The organism is Brevibacterium sp. CFH 10365 (assembly GCF_009299785.1).
GTDB classification, from domain to species: domain Bacteria; phylum Actinomycetota; class Actinomycetes; order Actinomycetales; family Brevibacteriaceae; genus Brevibacterium; species Brevibacterium limosum.
Genome location: NZ_VIGO01000002.1, coordinates 511,005 through 528,264 on the forward strand (window position 1 = coordinate 511,005; position 17,260 = coordinate 528,264).

Annotated in this window: 20 protein-coding genes and 1 tRNA gene; 19 read left to right on the top strand and 2 right to left on the bottom strand. The window is 59.7% G+C overall.

Annotated elements, in window-relative coordinates:
- Window positions 1-42: 42 nt before the first annotated feature.
- Window positions 43-591: a YceI family protein gene (locus FHG09_RS05800; RefSeq protein ID WP_152346720.1), complete on the bottom strand. Its 549-nt coding sequence runs from the start codon at window positions 589-591 to the stop codon at window positions 43-45.
- A gap of 161 nt (window positions 592-752) precedes the next feature.
- On the opposite strand from FHG09_RS05800, the gene FHG09_RS05805 reads away from it, so the two are divergent.
- Window positions 753-829 (top strand) — tRNA-Met (locus tag FHG09_RS05805).
- Here FHG09_RS05805 and FHG09_RS20335 read toward each other — a convergent pair.
- Window positions 786-1,112 (bottom strand): helix-turn-helix domain-containing protein, encoded by a 327-nt coding sequence (locus FHG09_RS20335; RefSeq protein WP_098731027.1) that lies wholly within the window; start codon window positions 1,110-1,112, stop codon window positions 786-788. The two genes, FHG09_RS05805 and FHG09_RS20335, sit on opposite strands and share 44 nt — an antisense overlap.
- Window positions 1,113-1,253: 141 nt before the next feature.
- On the opposite strand from FHG09_RS20335, the gene FHG09_RS05815 reads away from it, so the two are divergent.
- The 18 genes from FHG09_RS05815 to FHG09_RS05900 all read left to right on the top strand — a co-directional run bounded on the left by FHG09_RS05815 (window position 1,254) and on the right by FHG09_RS05900 (window position 17,247).
- Window positions 1,254-1,481, top strand: a complete 228-nt coding sequence (locus FHG09_RS05815) for a helix-turn-helix domain-containing protein (RefSeq protein WP_193338286.1) — start codon at window positions 1,254-1,256, stop codon at window positions 1,479-1,481.
- Window positions 1,481-2,398: a hypothetical protein gene (locus FHG09_RS05820; protein ID WP_152346721.1), complete on the top strand. Its 918-nt coding sequence runs from the start codon at window positions 1,481-1,483 to the stop codon at window positions 2,396-2,398. Before FHG09_RS05815 ends, FHG09_RS05820 begins: the two co-directional genes overlap by 1 nt.
- Window positions 2,398-3,498, top strand: coding sequence for a DUF2637 domain-containing protein (locus FHG09_RS05825; RefSeq protein ID WP_152346722.1), 1,101 nt, complete (start codon window positions 2,398-2,400; stop codon window positions 3,496-3,498). The genes FHG09_RS05820 and FHG09_RS05825 overlap by 1 nt, the downstream gene beginning before the upstream one ends.
- A complete protein-coding gene (locus tag FHG09_RS05830) occupies window positions 3,495-3,965 on the top strand; it encodes a hypothetical protein (protein WP_152346723.1) in 471 nt (156 codons plus the stop codon). The genes FHG09_RS05825 and FHG09_RS05830 overlap by 4 nt, the downstream gene beginning before the upstream one ends.
- Window positions 3,962-4,168 carry a hypothetical protein gene (locus FHG09_RS05835; RefSeq protein WP_098730973.1) on the top strand — a complete coding sequence of 69 codons (207 nt, stop codon included), beginning with the start codon at window positions 3,962-3,964 and terminating at the stop codon, window positions 4,166-4,168. The genes FHG09_RS05830 and FHG09_RS05835 overlap by 4 nt, the downstream gene beginning before the upstream one ends.
- Window positions 4,169-4,331: 163 nt before the next feature.
- Window positions 4,332-4,694 carry a hypothetical protein gene (locus FHG09_RS05840; protein ID WP_152346724.1) on the top strand — a complete coding sequence of 121 codons (363 nt, stop codon included), beginning with the start codon at window positions 4,332-4,334 and terminating at the stop codon, window positions 4,692-4,694.
- Window positions 4,679-5,188: a helix-turn-helix domain-containing protein gene (locus FHG09_RS05845; protein WP_152346725.1), complete on the top strand. Its 510-nt coding sequence runs from the start codon at window positions 4,679-4,681 to the stop codon at window positions 5,186-5,188. The genes FHG09_RS05840 and FHG09_RS05845 overlap by 16 nt, the downstream gene beginning before the upstream one ends.
- A 519-nt stretch (window positions 5,189-5,707) precedes the next feature.
- Window positions 5,708-6,187 (top strand): hypothetical protein, encoded by a 480-nt coding sequence (locus tag FHG09_RS05850; protein ID WP_152346726.1) that lies wholly within the window; start codon window positions 5,708-5,710, stop codon window positions 6,185-6,187.
- Between the two features lie 8 nt (window positions 6,188-6,195).
- The gene (locus FHG09_RS05855) at window positions 6,196-7,062 is read left to right on the top strand and encodes an RNA polymerase sigma factor (protein ID WP_180957446.1); all 867 of its coding nucleotides are present in this window, start codon (window positions 6,196-6,198) and stop codon (window positions 7,060-7,062) included.
- Window positions 7,063-7,457: 395 nt separating this feature from the next.
- Window positions 7,458-8,015 (top strand): hypothetical protein, encoded by a 558-nt coding sequence (locus FHG09_RS05860; protein WP_152346727.1) that lies wholly within the window; start codon window positions 7,458-7,460, stop codon window positions 8,013-8,015.
- Between the two features lie 134 nt (window positions 8,016-8,149).
- Window positions 8,150-8,923 carry a hypothetical protein gene (locus FHG09_RS05865; protein ID WP_152346728.1) on the top strand — a complete coding sequence of 258 codons (774 nt, stop codon included), beginning with the start codon at window positions 8,150-8,152 and terminating at the stop codon, window positions 8,921-8,923.
- Window positions 8,924-8,992: 69 nt separating this feature from the next.
- Complete coding sequence (locus FHG09_RS05870) at window positions 8,993-9,319, top strand: hypothetical protein (RefSeq protein WP_152346729.1); 327 nt, start codon at window positions 8,993-8,995, stop codon at window positions 9,317-9,319.
- Between the two features lie 239 nt (window positions 9,320-9,558).
- Window positions 9,559-10,506: a hypothetical protein gene (locus FHG09_RS05875; RefSeq protein WP_152346730.1), complete on the top strand. Its 948-nt coding sequence runs from the start codon at window positions 9,559-9,561 to the stop codon at window positions 10,504-10,506.
- Window positions 10,507-10,588: 82 nt separating this feature from the next.
- Window positions 10,589-12,151 carry an SCO6880 family protein gene (locus tag FHG09_RS05880; RefSeq protein ID WP_152346731.1) on the top strand — a complete coding sequence of 521 codons (1,563 nt, stop codon included), beginning with the start codon at window positions 10,589-10,591 and terminating at the stop codon, window positions 12,149-12,151.
- 3 nt (window positions 12,152-12,154) lie between these two features.
- Entirely contained in the window at window positions 12,155-13,693 is a 1,539-nt protein-coding gene (locus tag FHG09_RS05885; protein WP_152346732.1) for a conjugal transfer protein TraC, read from the top strand.
- On the top strand, window positions 13,693-15,624 hold the full coding sequence (locus FHG09_RS05890; RefSeq protein WP_227492576.1) for a type IV secretory system conjugative DNA transfer family protein: 1,932 nt from the start codon (window positions 13,693-13,695) through the stop codon (window positions 15,622-15,624). Before FHG09_RS05885 ends, FHG09_RS05890 begins: the two co-directional genes overlap by 1 nt.
- Window positions 15,625-15,828: 204 nt before the next feature.
- Window positions 15,829-16,026: a hypothetical protein gene (locus FHG09_RS19960; RefSeq protein WP_227492562.1), complete on the top strand. Its 198-nt coding sequence runs from the start codon at window positions 15,829-15,831 to the stop codon at window positions 16,024-16,026.
- A 162-nt stretch (window positions 16,027-16,188) separates the two neighbouring features.
- Window positions 16,189-17,247: a hypothetical protein gene (locus FHG09_RS05900; protein WP_152346735.1), complete on the top strand. Its 1,059-nt coding sequence runs from the start codon at window positions 16,189-16,191 to the stop codon at window positions 17,245-17,247.
- The last annotated feature ends 13 nt before the right edge of the window (window positions 17,248-17,260 follow it).

The following is a 17,260-nucleotide window of genomic DNA, read 5'->3' on the forward strand; positions in this document are numbered from 1 at the left end:
ACGGCGCTGTCGCCGTTCAGGCAGAAACTGCCTCAGTGCAGATCAGGCCTTGACGAGTTCGAGTTCGAGTTCGATCTTGATCTTGTCGGAAACGAGGAGCTCTCCTCCGCCGAGGACGGCCTCGAAGGACATTCCGAAGTCCTTGCGGTTGACCGTGGCGGTGGCCGAGAGACCGGCGACCTGGTTGCCGTTCGGGTCGGTGGCGACACCGGCGAATTCGGTTGCGAAGGCGACTTCCTTGGTCACGCCGCGCATCGTCAGCTCGCCGACGGTCTCGAACTCATCAGCGGCGTCGGCCTTGATCGCGGTCGACTTGAAGCTCAGCTTCGGGTGATCTTCGGCCAGGAAGAAGTCACCGCTCTTGAGGTGGCCGTCGCGCTGTTCGTTGCGGGTGCTGATCGAGTCCGCGGAGGCTTCGGCAGACACCGTGCTGTCTTCGAGAGTCTCACCGACGTCCACGCTGCCGGCGATCTCCTCGAAGTGGCCGCGGACCTTCGAGACACCCGCGTGGCGAGCGGTGAAGGTGAACTCCGAGTGGATGGGGTCGATGTTCCAGGTTCCGGCGGCGAGTCCCTGAGGCAGAGCAGTCATGATTTCTCCTTTTGGTTGAAATTTGAAGTACAAGAATGACTATAGTTCAACTTTCAACCACATGCAACCCCTGCAGGTGAACGGCAAGTGACCATGTGGCGGAGGTCACCTGTATTCGGTTTGGCCGTGCGGTGACCCCTCGTGTAAAGTTAAGAACACGCCGCGGGGTGGAGCAGTTCGGTAGCTCGCCGGGCTCATAACCCGGAGGTCGGAGGTTCAAATCCTCCCCCCGCCACCAAGGTGGCAGAACCCTCAGTCAGTTCAACTGGCTGGGGGTTCTTCTCATTCACAATCTCCTCACCGAGCAGCTGCGAAAGTGAGATGCCCATGTACCGGGCAATGGCGAGCAGCTCATCGATTCGAAATGGCATCTCGCCACGGATCCGCTTCGACACATTTCGCTGGGCAAACCCAAGGATCTCAGCAATGTCTGCTTGCCGCAGGTTGTACCGCGTCATCCACGCCGCAACCTCACGCCCGACTCTCTCGTTCTCAGTTAACTGCAGTTCTCCAATAGTCATGAGTCCAGCGTAGATCGAAACCGGCTCAATGTAAACGATATTGCGACACACCCAGAACCTATAGATCTACACGTCGTTGACCGGTAAAACCTATGTGTATACGGTGGCACCATGAGATATACAAGGCAGGTGCGAGCTAACGTGCTCGCCGAGATGGGCCGAAGAGAACTCAAACAAGGTGACGTTGCTCAGATTCTGAATACAAGTCAGCGTTCAGTGTCGAAACGCATGACCGGCGATACAGACTGGCGGATCGGGGATCTGCTGCGGCTGGCGCAAGCGTGGGATATTCCGATTGCAACTTTGCTCGAAGGAACAGAGGACGACCCGTTCGCTCCTAATGGCGATCCGAAGCCGGTAGGTGCATGATGGCCCTCGCACTGGAATCAAAATTCTCTGAAGCAGAGGCACGCGAGCTTACAGACGAACTGCGAAGTGACTACGGATCGCTACAGGTCAAGATCTCCACCGCGTGGCAGGGACGAATTTGGCTGGCTCTCGGGTACGACTCCTGGCAGGACTACCTCGACAATGAGTTTAGAGATGTCAGCCTGCGTCCGCCGAAGGACCTTGAAGAACAAGTGATCTCCGAGCTTCGGGCAGCGGGGATGAGCACCCGAGGGATCGCATCAGCGGTCGATATTAGTCACCCTACGGTGTACCGCCGTCTGCGGGATGCAGGTGTTTCAAATGAAACACCTGAGGACGCGGCCGGCGCAGGTGAGCGAAATGATCCACCCGCCGTTCGGGCCCCGGTCATCGGTCTAGACGGCAAGTCTTACCAACCTCAACGTCCCACTCCCCCGGCTGACCGGTCAGAGGACATCGTGGATGCCGAGGTCATTGTCGAAGAGTCATGGCGCATGACCGGTCAAGAACCGGACACTGACCGGCTGGCATCAGACCTTGGAATCGAGCCAATCACGGTCACCATGACCGGCACGGACGCTCCACTGTCCGGGGCGCACATAGTCCGGGTGGTCAACGAACTACACGCAGGCACACGTGCACCTCTGCCCCTGGTCAAGAAGAAGTCCAAACTCCTGGAACAAGCATTCGCGACCGGTCTGGCCAACAGCGACCAGTTCGAGCTGGAGCAGATCACCGACCTCGGTCAGGACGTCGCGGACACGGTCGCCGTGCTGACCGACCTGTTGACCGCGATGGACAGCAGCGGACCAAGTGTCCGGTCAGTGCTGACCGACCAAGATACTGCCGGTTCCATGCGGAAGGCGGTCAAGAACCTGAGCATGATCACGGGTGACCGGAACGTCGAGGACGACTGATGAAGGAGGCAAACGTGAGTAGCAGCGCAATCGCTGAGAACACACCACACGAGAACGAGGGAGCGGTCGCCCCTAACGAGACGACCGCCCTGCCTGAGAGTCATGCAAGAGCTATTACAGAAACTGCAGGCGAACACCAGAGTACACGTCGGGAGGCGACTATTTCTGTAACCCGCGCACGGTCGTCACGAATCAATCCCGACGACCCGAAATTCATCCGCATTATCACCATCGGAGTCGCGTTCGCGGGACTGGTAGCGTTCGCAATCTCGTTCGTGACGTTGATGGAAGTCGCGTCTTGGCTGGGACTGCCGACCTGGATGAACTGGGCAGTGCCTGCGTTCATTGATACCGCGATCCTCGTCTACGCCGGATCGGTACTGATCCATAAGACCCGCGGTGAACGCACATGGCCATCATGGATGCTCCTGGGCACGTTCACCGCACTGTCGGTGGTAGCGAATGCCTCCCACGCCCTGACGTTTGGGACCGCGAATCGCGACTCGTGGCAGGCCATCGTCGGGGCAGTCATCGCAGGCATGGTTCCCCTGGCCGTTTTCGCCGCCACCGAGCAGTTATCACGAGTGGCAGTCGAAGACCCCCTGTCTCGCCGTAGAGAGCTGCAAGAAGAGTCCGAATGGATGGCGGCACAAGCCGAGCGCGAGCGGAAGCAACTCGAAGTCGAAGCTGAACGTGAGCGAGCACGCCAGGAAACGGAGATTGCCAGGGAACAGCACGTGACCCAGCTCGAAGTGGTTCGTGCTCAGCGTGAAGCACTGGCAACTCAGGCGGCACAGGCCGCAGAGCGCGGCGAGGTCTTCGCACTGCCCCAGTCTCCCAAGCTGGCCAGCGTGCCAGAGCCATCAGCCGAAGAACCTCTAGCGGCGTCGTCGCCAGAACCGAAACCTGCATCGCCGAAGCCGAAGAACAGCGATCTCAACGAAGTGGTGGAGTTCATCGCCACGCGAACGGAACAGGGCCTTGACACGTCCGGGGCTGATCTCGCGAATGAATTCGGCTTCAGCGACAAGACCGGACGCCGCCGCCTATCGGCACTGCGCGAGTCCCACCCCCACATCTTCACAGAGAGTGAGTCATGATGCCGTCGTTCATGGAACCTGAGTTCTCACCGTGGTTCGGCACTGACTGGCCGACCACGACGGAGACGCTAGAGAACGTCCAGGAGGTGTCCCTGCTGTACCTGGCTGCGCTGTTCGCGGTGGCATTCATCATCTGGTGGATCCTGGCCATGAGTGCCCGGTCGAAGACAGGCCGCATTTCCACAAAGCGACTCCTGGTCCTCATCGGTATGGCCGGCATCGCGGTCACCTTGGCCCTTCTCTCGGGCGAAGGAGGCATCTCGCCTTGGATCGATGTCGCCATCGTGAATATCGGTTTTGTGCCGCTGTTCCTGCTGATCGTGGGTCTGTACATCGCGATGCCGTTTGCGGTGGCCAGTGCAGTCCTCGTCGTGATCGCGCGTTTGATGGTCCGTATCTGGAGCCGCCCGAAGCATCAACGGAACACAAGCGCTGCTGGGGCCTTGGGCAAAGGAGAGCAGGAATGAGGGGCATCAGTGCGATCGCGCTCGTGGCGGTCGGTTTCTTTCTCGGAGTTGGAACGTTCACGAACGTCTCCGAGACCGGCCCACAAATACTGTCGTTTCTCGACCTGAGGTGGTGGTGGGCCGTGGGAACAAGCTTCGTCGACTGGGTGACGTCACAACCGTGGCTGAACGGTACCCAGGCACCAGGCCGTATCGAAAACTGACCCAGACCGTGAGTGAGAGGGACCACCGAGGAAGTGATGACAATGCACTCACAGAGCACCGACGAAGGGATCGAAGTGCCAGGTCAACTCGATCTACTCAATGAGATTCCAGGTGAAACACGAGGCTCTGCCAACGGCAGTGAACACAGAGAGGACAGCAATCATGGCGGTAGCCAGCCAGCACGCCGACCGCATCACCATGGCACGGCGTGATGCCGCTGAATGGGTACACCGTCGAGGTGATGGGATCACGCAGTGCACCGAGCAGATGAGCCTGCTGCGCGTCCTGGCTGCGAGCGTGAACGAACAGTGGGAAAGCAACTGGACCACGAAAGACCTCGCGACAGCAATTGGACTGTCAGAAGAGGCAGTGAAGCACCACCTCGACATGCTCGGAGAACACCACGCGGTGTACCGATTCGCGATCAATCCGGACGGGCAACCGGCGAGCGTGCCGTTCACCTTGAACAGGTTCTACCCGCAACGAGCGAATGTTTGGGGGCGTGAACCATGGCTGTGGAGATGATGACCTGGGCCAGGCGGCAGGTATTCCCGGCGTATGACCTCAACGGGTCAGAACGCTTCGTGCTGTTCCTCCTGGCCGATAACGCGTCGTGGAGTGATGAGGTCGAACAGTGGTACGCCTATCCCCTGTTGAAGACTCTCGTGCGCGATTCCGGCCTGTCTCAGTCGACCGTGCAGAGAGCATTGGCACGGTTCGAGGAACTCGGGCTGATCTCAAGGCAGCGCCGCTACCGTCCCAGCGGAGCACCAGCTGGCAACGGGTACTTCCTCCATACGGAGGCCGTCGAAGCACCGATTGCCAAGACCAACGGGACCCCTGAGAAATCAAGAGTGGTCACCATGACCACTCCCGAGAATTCAAGAGTGGTCACCATGACCAGTCGCCAGAACACGAGAGGGGGCGAACCTGTGGATAACCCTTCCGATCCGCGAGAATTCAAGAGTGGTCACCATGACCAGTCGCCAGAACACGAGAGGGGGCGAACCTGTGGATAACCCTTCCGATCCGCGAGAATTCAAGAGTGGTCACCATGACCAGTCCCACGCGGGAGTGGGCACCATGACCACTGGTAGTGGGCACCATGACCAGTCCCACGCGGGAGTGGGCACCATGACCACTGGTAGTGGGCACCATGACCAGTCCCACGCGGGAGTGGTCACCATGACCACTCCCGAGAATTCAAGAGTGGTCACCATGACCAGTCCCACGCGGGAGTGGTCACCATGACCACTGGTAGTGGTCACCATGACCAGTCCCACGCGGGAGTGGTCACCATGACCACTGGTAGTGGTCACCATGACCAGTCCCACGCGCGGTACTCTTCCGCGCGCCCGTCTTTAACCATCAATGAACCGTCATCGTCGTCTATGAGTCCCAGCGCACGTGATGAGGACCGGTCACCGGCAGGAGCCGGTGAGACGACGACGAAGAACGAAAGCGATCCGAAAGAATACACACCCCCCACCTACCCCGTTCGGTTCGGTACGTGCCGAGTGGCGAATGCCCGAGGTGAGGTGGACCTGGACAAGCTGGTCGCGGTCGTGGCCGGACACTGGACGGTCACCCTTGACCGTGACCGGGCTGTGTGGCTGGCCGAGGCCATCATCGGTCGGTCAGCTCGCACGGTCGGCTCCCCGGACGCGTTCGTCCGCCGCAGCCTGGTCAACGACGGTCACGACTGGCAGGAAGCGGTCATGGACCACTTCGGTGCCGACATGACCGGCGACCGGTCATCCGGACATGACCGAGCAGATGACCGTAAGTGCCCGATCCCACACCACGCGGACTCGGGGTGGAGAGCTCACAACTGTCCCGGATGCCGGAAGCAACTCGACTTCCCCAAGATGCTCGACCGGTCGATCTATGAAGCCCTGGACCCTGATGTCCGCGACCTCATTGACCGGGACCAGACGGTCACCATCATCGACGTGCCGGTCAAACGTGACCGGACGAGATCACCGATTGGCCGGTCATCTGACCGGTCAATCGGATGAGGAGAGTCATGCAAGAGCAACCAGAGAACACAACACAGCAGGTTGGATTCACCAACGAAGAACTGTTGGCCGCGGTCAACATCGCCACGGACAGAATCATCCGGCCTCGGATGCGGTCATACGACCTCGGCCAGTGGGCTGATGACGTGGCCGGAGAGGTGATGTTGTCGGCGTGGAAGAGCCGGGAGAAGTTCGATCCCCAGCGTGGTCGTCTCCAGTCCTGGATCAACCAGATCGCGAAGTACCGCCTAGCTGATCGCGTCGACATTGAATCTCGCAAACATGGTCACCTGATCCTCGACGGTGATGACTCGATGTCACCCGACGAAATCCTCGAGCGCTTGGCCGCGACTGCAGCAGACCAAGTCGTTGATGACTTCGCGGTCGCGGTGGCCGAGCAGCTGGCCACTACGTCATGGCTCCAGCCGGTCGTCGCTGCGGCGGCATCGGTGATGGACACCGCGAGCTTCATCGTCGGGTTCCTCACCTACGTGCGTTTCGATTCTCACGCCGCCGACGCAGCAGAGAAGTTCGGAGTCTCAGCACAGCGGATCCGTGACTGCAAACGATCCTTCGAGCTGCACTGCCAGGTCATCCATCGTGCACAGCAGAAACGTGCCGAACTGGTCGGTCAGGTGCACCTGTCGGACCTGCTCGATTGCCTTCCCGAAGAAGGATCGGCAGGTGCGTGGACGCGACAGGTGAGCGCGGCCATTCAGACCTGGCCAGGACGCCTCTCGGAGGTCACTGTCGATCATGTGGTGGCCGAGACCGGGTGGAAAGCCAACACTGCCAGACAGTATTTGCCAATCACGAGAACACTTCTACAGGTGGCACTGGGTGTACTCGAAGCCAAGACGACCGAAGGAGAGTGACCATGAGAGGTCGACGGAGTAAAGCAACTGGAACAGAAACCGACGAGTCAACGACGAGTCTGTCGATTGATCTGGGAGACAGCGGGGAGGACACTCGCCCGGCCAAGCGCCCCTGGTGGGGTAAGCGACTGTGGATGCGATTCACGTATCTGCTGGGTGCCTGGTGGGATCAGTGGCTGGAAACGATGCCACGCGACGACGACGCACCGAAAGGTCTTCCCAGGTGGCTACACGGGCTTCGTGGCCGACTGATCATGGGAGCGGCGACCATCGTCGTTTTGCTGGGGTGGCTGATCGTCATCGTGCTCGTCGTCACTTAAGACCGGGGTGACAAACATTTATCGGGCATGTGGCGAATAGTCCGTAACGCCTACGTGTAGATGAGGGGAACGACGATGAAGTACGGAACTCAGTGGAGAGTCGAACGGCACTGGTCGCGGCGCGACTGGTTCGACGACAGATATGAATCGTCAGTTGTGGACGTGCGAGTGCGGAAGTCCACCCTGTGGCAGCGCCACGGTGGTGCAGTCGTGCTGATCGCGACGGCCGCAGTAGCCACCTTGGGGATCCTGCGATGTGCCAGCCTGGACGTACCCGCCATGCTGGCGGTGTCTGGCTTCGTCGTCACCGTGGGAGTGCCGGCTGGCATTATGTGCGTGATCTTCCATGTCTTCATCGATTCAGGGACGAAGAACAGCGACACGTGGTCAGTGCCCAAACAGTGGTGGAGTGTGGATGAACGGATCCTGACCGACGTGGCGGATCTCGGCTTCGGCGTCGAGACGCTACAGAACCGGCTCTACGCCTTTCATCGTCGTCGCCGCGACGCAGGTGGTCTCGGTTGGGAAGAAAAGATCCAGTTGCGGGCGCTGACCGATCAACTGGAACAGGCCAGAACAGACCTCATCGTCGCAATCGAAACACGACAGATGGAGACGACACTGCCAACGTGAGCGGCTGAACAGAAGGAGTCATGGTGGGTGCCCAAGGTAAGGGCACCCACCATTTGTGTGTTGACAGACATTGTCCAGGCCCAGCGCGGAAACACAGATGTCGGATGAAACTTCGATGGTCAAGGAGACCGTGAATGCTGGACATCAACCCGCCGAACTCAGACCTCGACACCGTCGCGGGATGGGTGCTTGGAACCTCACTCGTGATCATGGTCGCGGCAGCGGTGATCCTCGGCAATGTCTGGACCGGTGGTAAGGCATTCGGCAGTGCACGGCTAACGAGTAGAGGACAGACCGGAGTGGTTCTGGTCGTGATTGCCTGCGTGATCCTGGCAAGCATCAGCGGAGCAATCAAATACTCGACCAAAGACAGCATGACCGAAGACCTTCTGCCGGAAGCGGCGAAGCAACGCACCATTCGCGTCGACCGTGAATCCCAGTCATCGAAGTGTGAAGAGCTGGTCTCCATTGCCTCGGATAAGCATCTCGACGGGAAGAAGGATAAGGCCGACGACGAAGAGGGTATGCAGTACAAACCCACGGAAGCCGAGGCCGGAAAGATGGGCAAGGCTATCCGCGAGATCGGTGCCGACAAAATGGCGGCAGAGAAGGTCTGGACCAAGTCGATTGCCTGGGGCGGACGCTTCGGCGACATGCCCGACAAGAAGGACTGGAAAGAAAACCGCGCCAAGTACATGGAAAAGCACACTCCCATGTACTCGCGAATCCAGTGGTTGCCCGACGGGACGAAAGGCAAGTGCGACAACAAGAACTTCCACGCCGCTAAGGGTGCTCCAGTCGAAGTGATCTTCTGGGAGCTCTACAAGACCGGATCGGGAAGCAACCACGACCCCTCAGGCGGAGCAAAACAGTACGGGTACCGCATGTTCCGAATCCCAGTGCAATGACAGACCACAGCACACTCCCCAGATTTCCCGGCCCATCGGAGAGGACCGGGGCGAAGAAAGGAAAGCACAATGCACTCGCACACCACTGAACTCGTTGCAGCAACGACGAACCTGATCTCCAAAGGTACCGACACCGGCGTGAAGATTCGCATGGATGCCCCCTGGATGGGATTCATGCGCACCATCACCGGACAGATCATCGGTACCGGCGCAATCCTGACCGTCGCGTTCATCGTGATTGCGGCCATCGTCTGGGGTGCCTCGAAAGCCTTCGGCGCAGGTCGCGGGCAGAGCCTCGGAGTCATGGGCGTACTTGTCGGCATCGGCGTTTGCGTCCTGCTCGGATCGGCGGCATCCATGGTGATGTACTTCACCGGATTCAACCTGTTCGCCTGACCACCTGAGCACGATCTGCAAGAAAGGAGGTGACCGAAATGACCGAGATTATGGCAGCCCCAGAGAATTGGCTGGACAAGATCAAACTCCCGCTCGATGACTGGGGCGAGTCCTTCCGCGCTCTGCTGGCGCAAGCTATCGACGGATTCGCCGTCGGCGCGTGGGAGTCACTGAAAGGCGCATTCACCGTCGGAGGAATGAGCGAAGACGGAGGCGCGGCAGATTGGTGGGTCGCCGTCATGGGCGGCAGCATCGAGGTCTACACCGACGGCACCTACCAGCACACCGTCGAGTACCCCGGAATGCTCAACGTCATGGTCATGGCGATGCTTCCGATTCTCGTCATCTTCCTCGTATTCCAGGTCGTCACCTCCGTGGTGCGGTCCTCAACGGCAGGCATGCTGCGAGCATTCGCTGGATCAATCCTGGCGGTCCCGGCCACCTACGCAATATCGGGCATCGTGTACATGCTCCTGCTGGCTTTCGACCAGATCTCACTATGGATACTCGAGGTCGGTAAAGGGGACACATCCGGTGACGACGTTGGTGTAGGTGCCATCCTGCGGCTCTTCGGACTCTGGTGGGATCCGACTGCCGATGACGGCAAGGGCAAAGTCATGGTTGATGCCGGCTTCGAGGTCTGGCGCTGGGGCACCATCGAGAACGAACCAGGCAAGATCATTCTGCCGTTCATCGTTGCCTTGGTCGTCTTGGCCTGTTGCATCGTGCTGATGCTGATGATGCTGCTGAGAACGCTAGTCATTCTGGTCTCGACCACGTTCCTGCCAGTGGCGGTGTTCTCCCTGACGTGGGAGGTCGGCCAAGGAATCTTCACAAAGTGGGCCAGCTTCGTGAGTGGTTTGCTGCTGGCGAAACCGATAGCGGCCGGGATAGTGAAATTCGGAATCACCATGGCCTCGATTGGCACCGACTGGGTAATGATGATCGCCGGAATCGCACTGGTACTGCTGGCGGCACTGGCACCGGTCTTCGTCGTGGCCATGATCAGCTTCATGACCGGAGGCGGCACACATCAATTCGAGAACGCGGCAGGCGGAATGATGCGCGGAGGTCAGCAACGCCTGGCCAACTCCACCCGTTCTGTCGTCCGCTTCACCAGTAACGGGGCCAGGAAAGTCGGCGGCGGTGTCCGCCAAGGCGGTCGAATCCTGACAGGAGGAAAGTGACATGAGTTCGACACAACCCATCGAGAGCGAATGGGACGGCGCGAAGTACGGACGCGAAGAATCAACGGGCGTCATCTTCGGGATGGAGACCGACCAGGTCATCTTCATCTCTTCCGGGGCCGTCGTGGGAATCATCGTGGTGATGATCAATGGCTTCCCCTGGGGCTTGGCCGCAGCCATTGGTTTAGTCATCGTCTCCGGCGGAATCGGCATCCCCCGGATCAAGGGCAATTCGCTGATCGGGTGGGCACGGATCTTCACACGTTCGAAGTCGCGGCAGAGGTCTGGCAACGACCAGTTCGTGCAGAAAGACGACGGTGTTGAAGTCGACTTCACTGACGATGGAGAAGTTGAGATCGTGGAAGGACCCGAGTTCGAAATCATGGACGGACCGGTTCGCCGGGGAGATGACACTCCCCGCGATAAGAAGAACCGCATTCGACCAGGAAAACCCATTCGCATGTCTCTGCCGGGTGAGTTCGGTGAATTGCTGGTGTACCAGCTGCCCGGTGGTGGAGCCTTCATTTATGACCCTGTTCTCAAAGTCGCCACCATCGTGGCTGAAGTCATGACGGAGAAGGCGTTCCAGCTGAACTCGTTCGAAGAGAAGGAAGATCGGCTCAGAGAATGGGTCAGCGTACAGTCGACGATTGCCCGTATCCCTGGTGTTGACATCGTGCAGCTGTCTGATCAGACGACGATGATTTCGGGAGCGTCGATTCGACATTGGTATGAAGAACAGATTCTCAAAGCCCCGACAGTGACCACAGAGGACGGAGAGACGGCACGTCAGGCCGGAGCCGATGTGGACCCGTTCATGCATCAGTCGTTGGTGGAGACGATCATGTCGGTGGAGAACCAGCCAGTGCACGATATGTGGATGGCTGTGGTGCTGAGCAAGGAAAAGCTCAACGAACGCATCGTCGCCGCCGGCGGCGGTGTCGCCGGGTTCATGGAGACAGCTCTGTCGATGATGGGCACGATCGAGAACGCGATCCCCACCTCCGGGGCGTACGTCACTAAGTGGCACTCCCCGCATACTCTGGCTGCACGCACTCGCACAGCGTTCGATCCCGACTCCGCAATTCAGGTGTCCGAACGTGGAGAAGCTGGTGTCGCTGTCCGGCAGGCAGGCCCGATGTACGCAGCCCCGCGAGACATCAAGACCTATGAATCGGACGGAGCGTTGCACCGGACGTACAAGATCTCCGAGTGGCCGCACTCGCAAGCACGTCTGGGATTCCTGGAAAAGCTCGTGTTCGCAGGAGACTTCCGGCACACGGTCAGTCTCTACATCAAGCCGCGAGATACAGCGAAAGCACTGAAAGCCAACGAGCGAGACCGTGCGACGTGGTCGTCCAATGACAAGATCCGCGACAAGATCGGCAAGCAGCAGACCGCGCGCAAGGAACGGCAGATCCAAGACCTCGTTCAGGAAGAGGATGAGGTCACAGCAGGTCACGCACCGTTAAAGCTCAGCTGCGTCATCACCGTCACAGCAGAGACCGACCGTGAGCTCAACGCCAACTGCGCGGACCTGGAGACCCGTGCGGCGGAGGCGAATCTGGAACTGCGCATCCTGTATGGGCAGGCCGAGGAAGGGTTCATGGCTGGCGCCCTGCCCTTTGGAAAGCTGGAGGTGTAACCGATGCGAAAGCGCAAGCACGGCGCGTTTGCCGTCATCGACGGGGACCGCAAGACCCGTCGCCGTCAGCGCCGCGAAGTCCGTGACCTGATCAAGGACAAAGAGTGGGAAGACTCGCAGGCGTCCAGGGTCAAGAAGGACGATGACCTCCCGAAGAAGAAATTCAAAGGCGGCGGGGATCCATCGCCGAAGTCCGGGTTCGGGGCGATGACGCTGAAAGATCGTGGAGTCAAGGTCGCCGCACATACTGCCGCGACAGCATTTCCGTTCGTATCGGGACCATCTCTGGGCACGCGGGGAAACTTCATCGGCCAGGACCTCAACGGTGGTGGTGCCTTCAACTTCGACCCCTGGGAACTCTACGACAGCAAGATCATCTCCGGAATGTCGATGATCGTCTTCGGCACGGTCGGCACAGGTAAGTCATCGCTGGTCAAAGCGATGGCGATGCGCATGGTCGGGGCGGGCCGGAAGCTCGCGGTCGCATCCGACCTCAAAGGCGAGTGGACTCGCGTGGTCCGACGCCTGGGCGGTCCAGTTATCCAGGTCGGTCCCGGCTTGGGTACGTGCATCAATCCACTGGATGAGGGTGTCAGACCCAGTGTTGACCGGCTCGGGAAACCGATGACCGACGAAAAGTGGGCACTGGTTGTTCGCACTCGCAGGCTCTCAATCCTCGAAACGCTGCTCAAGGTACTCACGGGTGCGGACCAACTGACTCCCGCCGAGCATGCCGCCCTCGAACTGGGCGTCGATCAGGCCGTGGAGTATGCCGCCGACGAGAACCGGTCGCCGATCATCTCCGACGTCATCACTGGCCTGAAAGACGTCGAAGCCTCTGTGAGCGCGAAGATCGCGTCGGCATGTGAAGACATTGCCTTGTCACTGGGACGCATGACAACCGGCGACGTGGCCGGAATGTTCAACGGTGAGTCGACAGAGCGGTTCCAGTCAGAAGCACCAGCAGTATCCATCGACACCTCGGCAATGCGCGGGGCCACGCCGACGGCACGGCGAATGGTCTCGATCTGCTGCGCGGCCTGGTTGGAAGCGATGGTGTCGAACTCGGATTCGGGTAAGCGCATCGTCGTCTACGAAGAGGGCTGGGACTCGGTGACGAACCGGGCCGACCTCGAACGGATGGTCGAGAACTGGAAGCTGGCGCGTGACTACGGCATTTTCAACGTTCTGCTGATGCACAAGGTCACCGACCTCGACATGGCCGGTGATGCTGGCTCACAGATGGCGGCGATGGCGAACTCGCTGCTGGCCGACGCTGATGTGAAAGTGATCTACCGGCAGGACGCGGCCGCGCTGAAGGCCACGACCAACCAGTTGGAGCTCAACGAACGAGAGCGCACCAAGCTGCGGTCGTATCAGAAAGGTGAGGGCCTGTGGCGTGTGGGGCAGGCATCGTTCGAGGTCTACAACAAGCTCACGAGTGAAGAAGAACCTCTGTTGGATACTGACCAGCGCACTGGTGCTGAGGCGAAGACAGATGACTTCGGCAATGTCCTAGTCGACGATTGGGTGGCAGCGTGATGTTCGAAGAAAGAGAAGGCAGGCAGGGGTTCATCCACTCCGGCAAGGACCTCCTGGTCGTCGTAGTGGTTGGGGTGCTGGCGGTCCTGGCGGCTCTGACCGGGATAGCGATGGTGGTGAATCGCCTCGCGTGTGGTGCATGGGCGAAGCCACATGGCGTGTTCGACGTCCTGTCGTTCATCTCATCCGGCGACACCAGGGTGTTCGGCACTACTGCCGACGGATGCTCAGCACCAACATGGAGCATCATCACAGCGTGGGCGATCATCATTGGGCTGATTCTCGTCGCTGTCGTCGGCGGCATCATCTGGTACCAGATACGAGTCGAGTCAGACGAATACTTCGTGGAGGAACTGCGTCAGCGCCGCGGGATCGCCAAGTGGTGGGAAGTGCGACGGAACTTGGGCAAGCGGGCTGCGAAGAAGATGGCCCGAAAGGTGCGCCCCACGATCTCGAAGAAGCAGATCACTCCTGAGATGGGCACTGTGAAGTTCGGCATCAGCCAGGGTGTAACCATCTACGTGAGCATGGAAGATTCGATGATCCTCATCGGTCCTCCCCGCTCAGGTAAAGGCGTGAACGTGCTCGTGAGCGCGATCCTCGACGCTCCCGGCCCGGTCATCACTACATCGACCCGCGCGGACAACTACTCGATGACTGCTCCCCTGCGGGCGAAGAAGGGGCCGGTGACGCTGTTCGATCCGCAAGGTCTGACCGGTAAAGCCACGACCCTGAAATGGTCGCCTGTGACCGGTTGTGAACGGGGTCAGACGGCGAACCAGCGAGCGAACTCGCTCATCAGCGCGGCAGGCTTATCGGAGCACTCCCCGAACGCTGAGTGGAAGTCGCCGGCAGTGCTGATTATGCAGTCGCTGCTACACGCGGCAGCACTCGAAGGACTGGGTGTTGAGGCGGTCATGCGGTGGGGCAATTCTGCCCCCGAGGCCACAGAAGCCGTGCAGATTCTGCGGAAATGGGAGGACCGGGGACAGGCTGAGGCCGGATGGGCGACGTCATTGGAGTCCGACATCAACGAGGATCCGAAGATGCGTGGCAACAAATGGTTCGGTGTCTCGAACGCGGTGGCCGGTCTGTCCGTGTCCAGTGTGCGTGATGTCATCAATCCGAGGACGAAGGATGAAGAATTCGACATCGACGAGTTCATTCGCGAATCGGGCACCCTCTACATTATGGGGACGAAGTCCGGTGGCACCTCTGCGGGACCGTTCCTTATCGCGATGATGGACGCCATCACGGAGCGTGCGCGTGAGATCGCTGCGCAGCGGTACAAATCCAGGTTGGATCCCCCGCTGATGCTCGTTCTCGACGAGATCGCGAACATCACTACTGCGTGGGATGGACTGACAACGCTGATGGCCGATGGTGGTGGTGTCGGGATCTGTCCTCTGGCGGTATTTCAGTCAATGGCCCAGGTCCGCAATTCCTGGGGCAGTGAGGCCGCGTCGGCTCTCTACGATGCGGCAACGGTCAAACAGCAGCTCGGTGGTGCGTCGAACACTGACGATCTGCGGCAACTGTCGGATCTGTCCGGCGAACGGCGCGTGGTTCGAGTATCAAAGTCGCGTCAGGAATCAGGATCGAGTGAGTCCGACAGCATCGTCGATAAGGCGGTTCTACCAGTCGCCGATCTGCGACGGATCCCGTTCGGGTATGCGGTCCTGTTCTACCGGAATCGTCGTCCGATGGTCGTCAAGATCAGCCAGTACTGGAACCGCAAGGATGCCGACCAGATCGACTCGGCGTCGTCCTTGTTCGCGGACTCGATTCAGTCCGCTGATTCTGATCGGCAATGGAATGAGGCCGTGTCGTGGGAGGGCAGCACGGGCGAAGTTGTCGAATCGAGCGTGGTCGACGAGACGAAACCGGACGCCGCTGAGGACAAGCCACAGAAGTCAGTCCGGATGTTCTGACGGGTCATCATGTCCAGGCTGGGTTTACATCGCACACGGTCGAGCGGGTACAGGAAGTACCTGCGGACCCAGGCATGGCACTGGCGGCGGCAACGATGGTTCCGAGACCGTCGCGCCGAGGGGGTTGAACCCGCCTGCCAGGTGTGCGGGATCCGTCTCGAAGATGCAGGAACTCTCGACTTGCACCATGTGTCCTATGACGGAGTGACCGAACACAAGGATGGCACCTGGAGCGCACAGGAGGCCGATGGGGATCTCATGCCCCTGTGCCGGGAAGATCATCAGGCGGTGCATCGGATGATGGACCGGCGACGCGAATTCTACGGGTGGAACAGATACCGGGCGACAGTGGTCATCGTTGCCCATTTGAAGCGGCTGAAAGGAACGAAAAACGGTGGATAGAACAACAGGCGACCAAGGGATGCAGCGACCGATGCTGTGTCAAGTATGCGGGCGATTCGCTGAGGTTCAGTGGCACTCGATCAGTCGCGACGAAGACGACGCGGCGCGGTGTGAGACGGAGCGGACAGCCGATGATGTGGGCTATTGGCTGTGCACTGATGTGTGCCACCAGGCAGTCCACGAGCTGATGAAAGAAGACACAGGGCCGGGGCGTTCGGTCCGCGCCATCGGGCGCATGATCGAGCGACTGGCCTCGGCAGTGACAACGGGTCAACGCAGCTACCGTCGGCAAGCATTCGGAGAGAAGTGACAACGGTGAGTGACGAAGACGAGTTCAACAACGCGGAATCGGTCGAGTCAGGTGATCTGGAATCGACGGAAGCTGACAGCACTAAGGGCACTGGTGATGACGACCTCGACGAACTGCTGGGACGCTTGACTAACCCTGAACAGATCATGTCTGACACGTCGTCATACCAGGACCCGTTGCTGAGTGGGATGGGCGGACCGGAATACCCTGCATGGTTGGGGTTGCGGTGGCGAGAGATCCCCGAGGAACTGCAGCAAGAAGCGTGGGTCGGTCTGCGTCGTTGGGTCGACTGGCTGATCGCGGAGTTCAAAATCCCCTCGGCCATCATCCCCAACTGCTGGTTTCGGCATTCCGAGATCGTGGCCGAACTGCACGCGGCAATGAACTTGGAGTATAAGACCTGGGAAGAGAAAGCACCCACGGTCAATGCCATGTGGATGTGGCTTCCGCAGTTACAGTCGATGCTCGAATATAGGCTTCGACCGATGGTGAAAGAACTGGGGTCGTGCGGGAAAGGCGAGCACCGGGAACCGGTGGTCGAAACTCGCGATTACGACGAAGACCTGTGGGAACAGACAGTGTTCACACGCCGGTCAACAGCAACCATCGACCGTCCTGCTGTCGACGAAGACCCGTCATTCGGTCGAGTACGCCTCATCGCCGCCGAGGGCGAACTCATCGGAGAGTCCGACATCTTCGGAGTCGGACCCGTTCGGACGGGAACGAACACAAGCGAGGTGGAGCTCGACGGTGAAAGCATCGCGGGAGCGAACGATTTCAGTGTCACGGTGACCGCGACTCACGTGCCTGCGGGAGGGTCGTTCGTGTGGGAGGAAGCCGCGACACCCGATGGACCGTGGGGCGTACCCGACGACGAAGAAGACTCACCCGAGCCACCTGTGAACGATTGAGAAAACGAGTGGA